The sequence below is a fragment of the Providencia sp. PROV205 genome, from assembly GCF_028479505.1.
Classification (GTDB): domain Bacteria; phylum Pseudomonadota; class Gammaproteobacteria; order Enterobacterales; family Enterobacteriaceae; genus Providencia; species Providencia huaxiensis.
Genome location: NZ_JAMPNU010000012.1, coordinates 55,756 through 68,380, shown reverse-complemented (window position 1 = coordinate 68,380; position 12,625 = coordinate 55,756). Strand labels below are relative to the sequence as shown.

Below are 12,625 nucleotides of genomic sequence, written 5' to 3'. Positions count from 1 at the left end.
GATTATCTTCCTTTAAACTGTGGTTCACGTTTATTTAAAAAAGCATTAACCCCTTCGCGATAATCTTCACTTCTCCCGCCAAGGCGCTGTAAGTCACGCTCAAGGTTGAGTTGCTCATCAAGAGTATTAGTTGCTGCGGCATAAATGGCCTTTTTGATAAGCCCTAAGCCATAAGTAGGTTGGGTTGCAAGGTGTTGTGCAAGCTGTTGAGCGGTATTAATGAGTTCTTCATTTTCAGTCACCTGCCAAATCATTCCCCACTGTAATGCTTGTTCTGCACTTATTTTGTCGCCTAATAACGCCATCCCCATTGCTCGTGCATGGCCTGCTAACTGAGGTAAAAACCAGCTCCCCCCTGAGTCAGGAACCAAGCCAAGGCGGCAAAAAGATTGAATAAAATTGGCACTTTTTGCTGCGATAACAATATCGCCCACGAGTGCAATGGCAGCGCCTGCACCTGCGGCAACACCATTGACCGCGCAAATAATCGGTTTCGGTAGTGCGGTTAGGCGACGGATCAAGGGGTTATAGTAAGTTTCAACGGAGAACCCGAGGTCGGGCGCTTCACTTCCCACGCTTACATTGCGATCATTCAGATCTTGTCCGGCACAAAATCCACGGCCTGCGCCAGTGATCACTAAACAGCGTATGGTTTCATCGCGTTCTGCTATTTTGATCGCTTCACTGAGCTGGCGATGCATTTCATCATTAAAGCTATTCAATCTATCAGGGCGATTGAGAGTGACGGTGAGAACCCCATTTTCTAACGTAGTGAGGATCATTGCTTCATTGGTCATGATTATTGTCCTGTAAATTGAGGTTTTCGTTTTTCGAAGAATGCCTCGATCCCTTCACGTCGATCGTTCGTCCCCGCTAAAGTCACAAAGTATTGGCGCTCAAGTTGTAACCCTTCGGTAAGGTGGTTTTCTTGAGAATGCACCAGTGAGGCTTTTGCGGCTTGTACGGCTAAAGGCGCATGCATCGAGATGCGCTCTGCCAGTTTTTGGGCGCGTTCTAGCACTAATTTATCCACACAAATTTCGCTGATTAACCCTGCTTGCAACGCATGTTTTGCACTGATCGGTTCACCCGTTAGTACCATTTGCATGGCGAGGGATTTGCCTACCGCACGGATTAAACGCTGTGTTCCTCCCGCGCCTGGCATTAAACCCAGAGTAATTTCGGGTAACCCGAAGCGAGCTGATTCACCGGCAATAATGATGTCGCTGGCGAGTAATAATTCAAAACCTGCCCCTAGAGCATAACCATTCGCAGCACTAATAATGGGCTTTGATATCATCGATAACCTGCGCCAAACTTGGGGACGTTTATCGGTGATCGCGTTAGCAACGGTTTGTTGCTGTAGCTCTTTAAGGTCGGCACCGGCCGCGAAAAAACGCGGATTACCGGTGATCACGATCGCCCCGATCTCATCATTTATTTGTGCTTGTTCGAGCTGCTGAACCAGCAACTCTAAACAAGCGGTGCTCAGGGCATTACGCACTTCTGGACGGTTTAACGTGAGAGTCAAAACTCGGTTATGTTGTTGTGATAAAATCCAATGGTTTTCCATTACAGCTCCTACACGTCAAAGTCTAGAACAACACCATCGCCTTTTGGCCACGCTTGGCAGCTAAGGATGTACCCCGCAGCGATTTGGTCAGGCTCAAGGCTGTAATTGACCCCCATTTCCACTTCACCAGAGCGCAATTTACATTTGCAGGTTGCGCAAACGCCCCCTTTACAGGCGTAGGGTAAATCCGCGCCTTGGCGTAGTGCGGCATCCAAAATACTGTCATCTTGGCTATCCATGGCAATGTCCATGGTTCTGCCATCAAGGTGAATACTGACTTGGCGTGTTTCGCTAGTCATGGCGGTTGCGGGTTTGAATTTGGTGCCTGAAGTGTTGAAACGCTCGGTGTGAACATATTCCTTTGGCATGCCATAGCCGACTAAAGTGTCATGCACTTCATCCATCATGCTGTCAGGCCCACAAATGAACGCTCGGTTAAATTGTTTAAAATTCAATAAGGTTTTACCTAATGCACTGAGCTGCTGTTGGCTAATTCTGCCACTGAGTAGTTCGCTATCCTGTTGTTCTTGGCTAAATAAATAGAGAACTTGAAAGCGTGTAGAAAAACGGTTTTTCAGGTCTGCGATGCTTTCTTTAAACATCACAGAGCGGCTATTGCGGTTACCATAAATCAACACAAAACTGCTTTTTGGCTCAGTTTGTAATGTGGCTTTAATGATGGAGAGCAATGGTGTGATCCCAGAGCCTGCAGCAACGGCAAGGTAGTGTGCGTGGGTATCTGCCTCTGGCTGGTAACCAAATTGCCCTTGGGGAACCATGACATCAAGGCTATCGCCAACTTGTAGCTCTTGGTTAACGAAATTAGAGAAGCGCCCTTCGTAAATGGCTTTCACCCCAATTTTTAGTGTGTTTTCATCCGGTGAACTGCAAATGGAATAACAGCGACGTAGGTTTTCGCCATTAATAGAGGCCTTCAGTGTGAGATGTTGCCCTGGGCGGTAATGATATTGCTCTCGTAATGCATCTGGTACGTTAAAAGTAATGGCGACAGCTTCAGGGGTGTCACGCTCAATGGCAGCAATACTTAAACGATGAAATACAGTCATATGGGTGCCCCTAAATACATTTAAAGTAATCAAACGGTTCTAAGCATTCAGTGCATCGATACAATGCCTTACATGCAGTGGAACCAAATTCACTAATTTTTTCGGTCTGCTCGCTGTCACAACGTGGGCAACGAACCGCGCCTTTGTGTTCTGGGTGCTCGCAAGACGTACCTTGTGGTGGTGCGATACCGAATTCACGCAAGCGCCTTTTCGCATCTTGATTCATCCAATCTGTTGTCCAAGCTGGGGTTAACAGAATTTCGATGTCGATGTTTGGAAAACCGGCATTACCGAGAACAGTTTTGATTTCATTGATTAAAAATTCAGTTGCTGGGCAACCTGAGTAGGTAGGTGTAAAAATAACTTTCCAGCCCTGAGCCGCAGGTAGCACATTGCGGATCATGCCGAGATCAGTAATAGAGAGTGCGGGTAGCTCAGGATCGGGTATTTGGTGAAGCTGTTGCCAGATCTGGTGAACCTGGGGCGATTGAAGCTCGCGATATTGCAGTCTCTGTTCCATAACATCACCACTGGCTGTTCGGGTAAGCGCGTTGCACAAACTGCAATTGCGTTAATAACAAGCCCAAGTGTTCTGTATGGCTGCCTTGCTTGCCGCCTAAGCGATACGCGTTTTTCTCCGGTATAGTGAGGGTCGCTTCAGTGAATGTTTCGTTAATGGTGTTAACCCATGCGGCTTGTAAAGTGCGCGGGTCAACGGCGATACCTGCTTCGCTGAGTGTGATTTCAACGTCATCAGCATGGAAAAGTTCGCCAGTGAAACGCCATAGCTCATTGACTGAACGTTGGATCCGTTGATGGCTTTCTTCACTGCCATCCCCTAAACGGATCATCCAACCACGGCTAAAACGCAAGTGATAAACGGCTTCTTTGAGGGATTTCTCAGCAATGGCTGACAGTTGTTCATCACGGCTATGAATTAGCGCTTCATATAATGGAACATGATAAGCATCCATAAAAAATTGGCGCACTAGAGTGTCATCAAAGCCATTGTTGGGTTGCTCAACCAGTAATAAATTGCTGAACTCTCGTTCATCGCGCAAAAAGGCAAGGGTGTCTTCATCACACCCAGCCCCTTTTAATTGCGCGGCATAGCTTAAAAAGTTACGCGCTTGCCCTAGCAAATCTAAGCCGATATTCGATAGCGCTAGGTCAATTTCGAGCTCAGGGGCATGGCCGCACCACTCGCACAGGCGCTGCGCTAAAACTAAGGGGGTATCGCCAAGGCGTAATGTGTAATGGTGGAGCTGTTCTTGTTGGTTCATGGCAAGCTCCTTACATATTTTTGATGCCATCAGGGATGGTATAGAAAGTTGGGTGACGATAGACCTTGGTGTCCGCAGGGTCGAAGAACGTACTTTTGTCTTCGGGCTGTGAGGCAATTAAATGTGCGGCCTTCACCACCCAAATTGAGCAGCCTTCACTACGTCTTGTATACGCATCGCGTGCATTTTCCAGTGCCATTTGGTCATCAGCAGCATGTAAACTGCCAACATGGCGATGCGCAAGCCCTTGCTTACTACGGACAAAAACTTCATATAAAGGCCAATCTTGATTGCTCATGGTGTTTTCCTTTTCGTAAAATGGTCAGTGATTAAGCCGCAGTTTTAACGGATTTTTGTTTACGGCTATGTGCCATTGCACCTTCACGTACCCATGCGCCGTCTTCCCATCCTTTGCGTTTAGCGCTAAGGCGTTCGTGATTACAAATGCCATTGCCTTTAATCACCTGATAAAACTCTTCCCAATCGATTTCACCAAAGCGGTAATGACCAAGTTCTTCATCCCAAACCAGATCCGGGTCAGGGATCGTCATACCTAACGCTTCCACTTGCGGAACAGTGTTATCAACAAACTTTTGTCGTAGCTCATCATTACTGAAACGCTTGATTTTCCAAGCCATGCTTTGAGCGCTGTGCGGGGAGTCAGAATCATTGGGGCCGAACATCGTGAGGACGGGCCACCAAAAGCGGTTTATCGCATCTTGCAGCATCGCTTTTTGTTCATCGGTGCCTTCTGCGAGTGCCATAACAGCTTCATAACCTTGGCGTTGGTGAAAACTTTCTTCTTTACAGATTTTCACCATCGCTCGTGCATAAGGGCCATAAGAGGCACGGCACAGTGCTACTTGGTTCACAATTGCCGCACCATCGACTAACCAGCCAATTACGCCAATATCTGCCCAACTTAACGTGGGGTAATTGAAGATGGAGGAGTATTTCATTTTTTCATCAAGTAACTTTTGGTAGATATCTTGACGAGAGCAACCAAGGGTTTCGGCAGCGCTATATAGATATAAACCGTGGCCTGCTTCATCTTGAATTTTGGCCAGTAAAATCGCTTTCCGGCGGAGTGTCGGGGCGCGTGTCAGCCAATTTGCTTCTGGCAGCATGCCGACGACTTCTGAATGGGCATGTTGGCCAATTTGGCGGATAAGGTTCTGCCGATACGCATCGGGCATCCAATCCTTGGGCTCGATGGAAATATCGGCTTCGATTTTGGCTTCGAAGTTAGCCTGATTTTGCTCGCTCATTGATCTTCCCATTAAGTGATTCGGTTATGTTTTATTTTGTATGAATAATGAATCATATATATTTAACATCAATGCTAGAAACTGTTAACAAAAAGATCAATGTTTATTAACCCTGTTTTGCGAGTGGCTTCACAATCAATAAATTAAATTTAAACAAAAACAATCAGTTAATATTATTTATTTTTATGTGGTTTTGATGGAAATAAGCATTTAAGACAAAATTGTTCTTAATTTGTTAAATTTAAATTAGCTTCTATGCTTATTTTTATGATACATATTTGTCATCTAATTTGATTTGGTGTTTTTATTTCTGGAGAGGAATATGCAGCATTTAACAAGTTACATTATGGGTAAATGGGTACAAGGTGAGGGCGCAGGGCGAAAAATTCACCATGCACTAACGAATGAAATCTTATATACGGTGACGACTGAAGGGTTGCCGTTAGCAGAAAGCTTACAGTATGGCCGCCAAGTGGGAGGTGAAATATTGTCAGCGATGACATTCCAGCAACGCGGGCAGATGCTTAAGGCACTCGCAAAATATCTACTGGAACATAAAGCGCAGTTATATGCGATTTCGGCACAAACTGGCGCAACAAAAGCGGATAGCTGGGTAGATATCGAAGGGGGAATTGCCACACTGTTTTCTTATTCGGGTCTCGCTAACCGTGAGCTACCAGATGACACGATTTGGCCAGAAGAAGAAATGATCCCGTTATCGAAACAAGGGCAATTTATTGGCCATCATATTTTAACGTCTCGCCGTGGCGTTGCCCTGCACATTAATGCATTTAACTTCCCTTGTTGGGGAATGTTAGAGAAACTGGCGCCAACATGGCTTGCTGGCATGCCAGCCATCATCAAACCTGCAACCGCCTCAGCACAGTTAACACAGGCGATGGTGAAGTTAATGGTTGATAGCGGCTTGGTACCTGATGGCGCAATTCAACTGGTTTGCGGTGGTGTTGGCGATATGTTTGAACACCTTGATTTTGAAGATGTGGTGACTTTTACAGGGTCCGCTAGTACAGGGCAAAAGCTGAAATCGCATCCACGTATTATTGCCAAATCAGTGCCTTTTACAATGGAGGCGGATTCACTGAACTGTGCAATTTTAGGCGATGACGTTCAGCCAGAGCAGCCTGAATTTGCTTTATTTATTAAAGAAGTCGCTCGTGAAATGACCGCGAAAGCAGGCCAGAAGTGTACCGCGATCCGCCGCGTTATCGTGCCCAAAAATCAGCTCGAAAATGTGAAGCAGGCATTATTGAAACGCTTATCCGCTACAACAGTGGGTGACCCTGCGGTTGAAGGGGTCAGAATGGGGGCATTGATTAACTTAGAACAGCGCCAAGACGTACAAGAGAAAGTAAATTATTTACGTGATCATGGCTGTGATGTCTTATGTGGTGGGCAATTCGAAAAGCTGGATGTGATTGGTGCAGATAGCCAACATGGGGCTTTTTATCCACCAACGTTGTTGTATTGTGCAGAGCCTTTTAAATCTACAGCAGTACATGAAATCGAGGCTTTTGGTCCAGTCGCCACGTTAATGAGCTATGAGAATATCGAACAGGCGGTGCAATTGGCGATTTTAGGTGGAGGGAGCCTTGCGGGGACGTTAGTCACTGCTGATGCACAGGTCGCGCAAACGGTCATTCGTGCGAGTGCGCGAGCTCATGGGCGGATGCTAATTTTAAATGAAGCATCAGCCGTGGAGTCCACTGGCCACGGTTCACCGCTTCCGCTACTGGTACACGGTGGCCCAGGGCGTGCGGGTGGTGGTGAAGAGCTAGGTGGCTTGCGAGCAGTCAAACACTATATGCAGCGTACTGCCATCCAAGGTAGCCCTTCGATGCTAACGGCAATTACCAAGCAATGGCTGCGCGGGGCAGATACCATCGCTGATGCGGTCCATCCATTCCGTAAACATTTTGAAGATTTAGTGATTGGCGACACGTTACTGACCGCAAGGCGTACCGTTACAGAGGCCGATATTGCTAATTTTGCCTGTCTCAGCGGTGATAATTTTTATGTTCATGTTGATAAAATTGGCGCAGCACAGTCGCTATTTGGTGAACGGATTGCGCACGGCTATTTTGTCGTTTCCGCCGCCGCAGGGTTATTTGTCGATGCTGGTGTTGGGCCCGTGATCGCCAATTATGGCATGGAAAGCTTGCGTTTCATTGAACCTGTAAAAATCGGAGACACCATACAAGTTCGCCTAACGTGCAAGAAAAAGATCAAGAAAACGCAGAAACTTGCTGAAGACAAACCTAATGGCGTTGTTGAATGGGATGTGCAAGTGTTTAATCAGGACGATACCGTTGTGGCGTTGTACAGTATTTTAACGCTGGTGGAGCGTCGTGTAGGGGATTTTCACTAGTCATTATACGGTATGAATTAATTGTCGAGCTAATAGGTGCTTTTTCAATCATTTTCTGTTGTGATGAGGAAATCACCAACTGAATGTAAGGAAACAAAGATGAAAACGCACCACCAAGCGGTTTATCAACAATTTGATGAGCAAGCCAACTCGTATTTAACCAGCCAAGTTCATGCACAAGGTGAAGACTTACTTGTTTTGCAACAATTGCTACAAGGTTGTCAGGACGAGGACGTGCTAGACCTTGGCTGTGGAGCAGGGCATGCCAGCTTCCATGCAGCGCCGTTGGTGAAGTCAGTGACGGCTTATGATTTGTCGGACTCAATGCTCAATGTTGTGGCTAAAAATGCACAAGAACGTAAGTTAAATAATATCACCACCTGCAAAGGGACTGCGGAGTCTCTACCGTTTGATGACAATGGTTTTGACCGAGTGATTAGCCGCTACTCTGCACACCATTGGCACGATGTGGAACAAGCACTGCGTGAGGTGCGCCGAGTGCTCAAACCGGGTGGAAAAGGTATCTTTATTGATGTGGTATCACCAGGGCATCCATTATTGGATATTTACTTACAAACTGTCGAAGTGCTTCGGGATACTTCACATATTCGTGATTATTCCGCTGGGGAATGGTCAGGCATGTTTAATAATGCAGGGTTATTTGTTCAGCGGGTACAAAGTTTCCGTTTAGCGCTGGAATTTACCAGTTGGGTCGAACGGATGCGTACACCACAGGCACTCGTTGAAGCTATCCGCCACTACCAAGGAACATTAAGTGATGAGGTAAAAAGCCACTTTGCCGTACAAGCAGATGGCTCATTTACCTCAGATGTGATGTTGTTTGAATTTCAGTGCCAATAGCTATTTATTGAACTGAAAATTATTGTACTAAAAATTATTGCACTAAAAACTGCGCTTGGTTCAATTGGCTAAGCGCCTTATTGACTGCAAAAATTTCACCACGTACCTCAGGGACACCGAAAGATTTCAGGCGTGCGCTGTGTTTTTGTAGATATGCTTTGGCATCGGCTTCAGAGGTAAACAGATAAACGCCCCCGGCTTTTTGAGTTTGTTGGTTTTCTGTCCAAATTTTCCACACAAAACCTGGTTCTTGGTTGATTGAATTGGCTAATTCATCCATTGCCGCGGTCATTTCTGCACCCCAAGGCCCTTGATACGGGAAATCAACTTGTAAAATAACGCTCATATCTGCTCCTTATGATTGAAGCGCTATAATAATTCTTAAAGCAAATAATAACTTTGCTATTTATCGTATTTTAAACGATTTATTGCTTCAAACTATTACGCTTACCTGCTTCGAATGCCGCCAAAGTGGCGAGACGGGCTTGTTTATGGTCAACAATCGGTTCTGGATAATTAATCGGTGTACTGTTGAGCACCGCCCATTCATGGGGTGTATGAATATACTTATCGGGAACTTGCTGTAATTCGGGCAACCAATGGCGAATAAAAGCCCCTTGTGCATCAAACTTTTGCCCTTGAGTGGTTGGGTTAAAGATACGAAACCAAGGAGAAGCGTCAACACCAGTCGAGGCAGACCACTGCCACCCACCGTTATTTGCGGCTAAACTGCCATCAAGCAGTTGGCTCATAAAGTATTTTTCACCTTTTCGCCAATCAATCAGTAAGTCTTTGACTAAAAAGCTGGCGACAATCATACGTAGGCGGTTATGCATCCAACCTGTTGTATTTAGTTGGCGCATAGCGGCATCCACTATTGGGTAACCCGTTTGTCCCGTTTTCCATGCTGCAAAATCGGTTGAAGAATCATTCCAGTGAATATGTTGTGTCCATTGAATAAATGGCTGATGGCGACATAGGCGTGGGAATGCCACTAAAAGATGCGAATAAAATTCACGCCAAATTAACTCATTTAACCAAGTGAATGCCCCGCTATCTGGGTAATCCAACACTTGGGGATTTTCTGCTTGTAATCGGTTGAAGCATTGGCGAGGGGACAGCACCCCCACCGCGAGGTAAGGTGATAATTGGCTGGTACCATCAATAGAAGGAATATCTCTATTGTTTTTATAACCGACGACTTTCTGGGAACAAAACTGCCTGAGTCGCGTTAAAGCAGATTTTTCACCAGCAGGAAATTGTGGTGAGTCTTCAATGGGCTGATGCGGAAATAACGGTGAAGTCTTATCAATGTTGATGGCGACCGCTCGTTTTTCTGGGGCGCGCAGTGAACGACAATCTGTCACGGTAAGTTGGGTGATGAAAGCTCGGCGAAAAGGGGTATAGACTTGATACATCTCCCCTTTTTGGGTAGTTACGGAGCCGGGGGGCAGTAATAAATAGTCATCGAAAGCATGGATATGCAACTCATGAGGTTGATTGATTAACCACTCGTCCCGTTGTTTTTCGTTCCATTCATATTGTCGATTAAAAAACAGGGCATCAGCCTGTTGCGCCTTTGCGTAATCGAGTACCCATTGCGCTGCGTCGGCAAAATTAGCCACAGTTTGACAAACCAGTGGAATACCAAGCTCAGCAAGTGAATTCTGCAGTTCAACAAGATTCTGGTGAATGAATGAAATTTGCCGTTCAGCCATATCATGTTGTTGCCACTGCTCTGGTGTTGCCGTATAGAGAGCAATAACCTTAGCTTGAGGATCCACACACGCAGAGGAAAGCGCTTTGTTATCAGTGACCCGTAAATCATTACGAAACCACATAAGATGACAAACTTGTTTGGCTGCCACCGCCTCCCTCCTTGGTTGAAGTTTTTGTTGAAATTAAAACAAAGGGCCGTTTACCGGCCCTTTCATGTTTAATCTAATTTAGGATGCTGATTGATTAAGGATTGGCGTTTTTTCTCAAGCTCAGCAATTTGTTGGTCAATATCTTCAACTTTCTGCTCAATATTGTCAAAGTGCTCGCTAAGAATTTCTTTTGCCTCGGCTTTATCTGATGCCGCAGGTGTTGCACCACGCAATGGTTTATTCGCTGTTTCTGGCATTCTAATACCCGTATATAAACCAATTAAAGCAATCACGATTAAGTAATAAGCTGGCATATATAAGTCAGTGGTTGATTCGACCAACCATGCCGCAACAGTCGGTGTCGCACCGGCAATTAATACTGAAATGTTAAAGGCAATCGCTAACGCACTGTAACGAATATGTGTCGGGAAAATCGCGGGTAAAATGGAAGCCATAACCCCGGTAAAACAGTTCAACAGCACCGCTAAAATTAATAAACCTAGGAAAATTAAGCCAACAGAACCACTGTTGATTAACATAAATGCAGGGTATGCCAATAAAATCAGACCGACACTACCGGTAATAACAAATGGGCGGCGACCAATTTTATCACTGGTTAAACCGATAATTGGTTGAACAAATAACATACCAATCATAATTGCAATAATAATTAGCACACCATGGTCAGTAGAATAATTCAGGTTGTGTGATAAGTAACTTGGCATGTAGGTCAGCAACATATAGTAAGTCACATTAGTTGCGATAACCAAGCCAACACAAATCATCAAGCTTTTCCAATACTTAGTCGCCACTTCACGTACTGAGATTTTTGGTGGATTTTGAATATTGGCTTTATCTTGTTTTTCTAACGATTCAACATGTTGTTGGAACGCAGGAGTTTCTTCCAGTGAATGACGTAGATATAACCCGATGATCCCTAACGGTAATGCTAAGAAGAACGGAATTCTCCAGCCCCAATCATGGAAGTTGGCTTCTCCAACAATGCTCGATATCAGGACAACGACACCTGCACCTAAAACGAAACCAGCGATAGAGCCAAAATCTAACCAACTGCCCATAAAACCACGTTTACGGTCTGGTGAGTATTCTGCAACGAAGATTGCAGCACCAGAATATTCGCCACCTACCGAGAAACCTTGAGCTAACTTAGCAATTAATAACAGAATTGGCGCCCAGATACCGATGCTCTCATAGGATGGGATCAAACCGATACAGAAGGTACTGATTGCCATAATAATAATTGTCATCGAAAGGACTTTTTGACGGCCGTACTTATCACCTAAGATACCGAAAACGACCCCACCTAATGGCCTAACTAAGAAAGGCACGGAGAACGTGGCTAATGCGGCAATCATCTGGACGCTCGGTGATGCGTCTGGAAAGAAAACCTGACCTAGAACATAGGCTAAGAAACCGTATACCCCAAAATCAAACCATTCCATCGCATTACCCAGCGAAGCCGCGGTAATTGCTTTTTTGAGTTTACCGTCATCAATAATAGTAATATCACTAATATTTAACGGTTTTTCTTTTTTCTTCTTGAATCTCATGAAACCATCCTCTTATTTTAATTTCAATAATCGAAACAACAGCATTTAAGATATGGGTTTTCATACATCGAAAAATATAAAACCTTATTATTTAGAATAGACGTTGTTTTCGCAATAGATAAGTTTTTAGTGTTTTTATGTAGCGCTGAAATAACAGGCTAAAGCAGGTATGTAATGGGTAGAGAAATGAGAGTACTTGTGTTGTAAATACAGCAAGAAAACCACCTTGAATTAATAAATACACATTCAATACTACATTAATATCGGATAAATGTAAAATGAAGGTGTTTTATACCAATTCATTTTTCTTTGCAGGGTTTTGTGTTGGTGGCTAGACGATTGAGCCGAATATTCGAAAAAATAGAATTTGGATAATAAATGGACTGAAAATAAATTGTTTTAAATCAATTCAATACCATTTCATTTGGCAAGTTTCAGTCTGTCATAAATATATAAGGCTAGCGATTTAATATTGTTGAAATAATGGCGCTGTTGCGATGAATAATATATGAAGATAATCTAATCCTTTTCTGATGCTCTCATTGTATTTAAGTTGTTAATAACTCGCCTGTTTATTTATCTTGTTGCTATCCTCTTCTTTTGATAATAACGGTGGATTATGCTGTTCTGTCTTATATTTAATTTGATGAGTAGGAATGAAGAATTTACTTAGTTACAATCAATTTATTGTCAATATTGAGTTTGATATAAGCGAGTATGACAAGATTCTATTTTGAATGTTGCTATA

Annotated in this window: 12 protein-coding genes; 2 read left to right on the top strand and 10 right to left on the bottom strand. The window is 44.3% G+C overall.

Annotated features, from left to right (window positions below; all coding sequences use genetic code 11):
- Window positions 1-2 precede the first annotated feature (2 nt).
- From paaG to paaA, 7 genes are read right to left on the bottom strand one after another with little or no spacing between them, the layout of a single operon-like run.
- A complete protein-coding gene (gene paaG, locus PR800_RS08685) occupies window positions 3-797 on the bottom strand; it encodes a 2-(1,2-epoxy-1,2-dihydrophenyl)acetyl-CoA isomerase PaaG (RefSeq protein WP_272530573.1) in 795 nt (264 codons plus the stop codon).
- Between the two features lie 2 nt (window positions 798-799).
- Window positions 800-1,573 (bottom strand): 2,3-dehydroadipyl-CoA hydratase PaaF, encoded by a 774-nt coding sequence (paaF, locus tag PR800_RS08680; RefSeq protein WP_272530572.1) that lies wholly within the window; start codon window positions 1,571-1,573, stop codon window positions 800-802.
- 8 nt (window positions 1,574-1,581) lie between these two features.
- Window positions 1,582-2,640, bottom strand: a complete 1,059-nt coding sequence (gene paaE, locus PR800_RS08675; protein WP_102138795.1) for a 1,2-phenylacetyl-CoA epoxidase subunit PaaE — start codon at window positions 2,638-2,640, stop codon at window positions 1,582-1,584.
- A gap of 10 nt (window positions 2,641-2,650) precedes the next feature.
- On the bottom strand, window positions 2,651-3,160 hold the full coding sequence (gene paaD, locus PR800_RS08670) for a 1,2-phenylacetyl-CoA epoxidase subunit PaaD (RefSeq protein WP_102138796.1): 510 nt from the start codon (window positions 3,158-3,160) through the stop codon (window positions 2,651-2,653).
- A gap of 4 nt (window positions 3,161-3,164) precedes the next feature.
- The gene (gene paaC, locus PR800_RS08665; RefSeq protein WP_166266047.1) at window positions 3,165-3,923 is read right to left on the bottom strand and encodes a 1,2-phenylacetyl-CoA epoxidase subunit PaaC; all 759 of its coding nucleotides are present in this window, start codon (window positions 3,921-3,923) and stop codon (window positions 3,165-3,167) included.
- 10 nt (window positions 3,924-3,933) lie between these two features.
- Window positions 3,934-4,221 carry a 1,2-phenylacetyl-CoA epoxidase subunit PaaB gene (gene paaB / locus PR800_RS08660; RefSeq protein WP_004262911.1) on the bottom strand — a complete coding sequence of 96 codons (288 nt, stop codon included), beginning with the start codon at window positions 4,219-4,221 and terminating at the stop codon, window positions 3,934-3,936.
- Between the two features lie 31 nt (window positions 4,222-4,252).
- Window positions 4,253-5,191 (bottom strand): 1,2-phenylacetyl-CoA epoxidase subunit PaaA, encoded by a 939-nt coding sequence (paaA, locus tag PR800_RS08655; RefSeq protein ID WP_102138798.1) that lies wholly within the window; start codon window positions 5,189-5,191, stop codon window positions 4,253-4,255.
- 322 nt (window positions 5,192-5,513) lie between these two features.
- Between paaA and paaZ the strand changes: the two genes are divergently transcribed.
- Window positions 5,514-7,577 (top strand): phenylacetic acid degradation bifunctional protein PaaZ, encoded by a 2,064-nt coding sequence (paaZ, locus tag PR800_RS08650; RefSeq protein ID WP_272530569.1) that lies wholly within the window; start codon window positions 5,514-5,516, stop codon window positions 7,575-7,577.
- 63 nt (window positions 7,578-7,640) lie between these two features.
- Entirely contained in the window at window positions 7,641-8,438 is a 798-nt protein-coding gene (locus tag PR800_RS08645) for a class I SAM-dependent methyltransferase (protein WP_102138800.1), read from the top strand.
- Between the two features lie 34 nt (window positions 8,439-8,472).
- Here the strand turns inward: PR800_RS08645 and PR800_RS08640 are convergent, their stop codons facing one another.
- The 3 genes from PR800_RS08640 to proP all read right to left on the bottom strand — a co-directional run bounded on the left by PR800_RS08640 (window position 8,473) and on the right by proP (window position 11,877).
- Window positions 8,473-8,784 (bottom strand): monooxygenase, encoded by a 312-nt coding sequence (locus tag PR800_RS08640; protein ID WP_102138801.1) that lies wholly within the window; start codon window positions 8,782-8,784, stop codon window positions 8,473-8,475.
- 79 nt (window positions 8,785-8,863) lie between these two features.
- Complete coding sequence (gene phrB / locus PR800_RS08635) at window positions 8,864-10,279, bottom strand: deoxyribodipyrimidine photo-lyase (RefSeq protein ID WP_272530605.1); 1,416 nt, start codon at window positions 10,277-10,279, stop codon at window positions 8,864-8,866.
- A 95-nt stretch (window positions 10,280-10,374) separates the two neighbouring features.
- Complete coding sequence (proP, locus tag PR800_RS08630; RefSeq protein WP_102138803.1) at window positions 10,375-11,877, bottom strand: glycine betaine/L-proline transporter ProP; 1,503 nt, start codon at window positions 11,875-11,877, stop codon at window positions 10,375-10,377.
- Window positions 11,878-12,625: the final 748 nt, after the last annotated feature.

What these genes read in the sequence shown, in the direction of transcription:
- paaD (WP_102138796.1), bottom strand. Translation starts at nt 3,160, where the DNA reads ATGGAACAGAGACTGCAATATCGCGAGCTTCAATCGCCCCAGGTTCAC.
- paaG (WP_272530573.1), bottom strand. Translation starts at nt 797, where the DNA reads ATGACCAATGAAGCAATGATCCTCACTACGTTAGAAAATGGGGTTCTC.
- paaF (WP_272530572.1), bottom strand. Translation starts at nt 1,573, where the DNA reads ATGGAAAACCATTGGATTTTATCACAACAACATAACCGAGTTTTGACT.
- phrB (WP_272530605.1), bottom strand. Translation starts at nt 10,279, where the DNA reads ATGTGGTTTCGTAATGATTTACGGGTCACTGATAACAAAGCGCTTTCC.
- paaB (WP_004262911.1), bottom strand. Translation starts at nt 4,221, where the DNA reads ATGAGCAATCAAGATTGGCCTTTATATGAAGTTTTTGTCCGTAGTAAG.
- paaC (WP_166266047.1), bottom strand. Translation starts at nt 3,923, where the DNA reads ATGAACCAACAAGAACAGCTCCACCATTACACATTACGCCTTGGCGAT.
- paaA (WP_102138798.1), bottom strand. Translation starts at nt 5,191, where the DNA reads ATGAGCGAGCAAAATCAGGCTAACTTCGAAGCCAAAATCGAAGCCGAT.
- paaZ (WP_272530569.1), top strand. Translation starts at nt 5,514, where the DNA reads ATGCAGCATTTAACAAGTTACATTATGGGTAAATGGGTACAAGGTGAG.
- paaE (WP_102138795.1), bottom strand. Translation starts at nt 2,640, where the DNA reads ATGACTGTATTTCATCGTTTAAGTATTGCTGCCATTGAGCGTGACACC.
- PR800_RS08640 (WP_102138801.1), bottom strand. Translation starts at nt 8,784, where the DNA reads ATGAGCGTTATTTTACAAGTTGATTTCCCGTATCAAGGGCCTTGGGGT.
- proP (WP_102138803.1), bottom strand. Translation starts at nt 11,877, where the DNA reads ATGAGATTCAAGAAGAAAAAAGAAAAACCGTTAAATATTAGTGATATT.
- PR800_RS08645 (WP_102138800.1), top strand. Translation starts at nt 7,641, where the DNA reads ATGAGGAAATCACCAACTGAATGTAAGGAAACAAAGATGAAAACGCAC.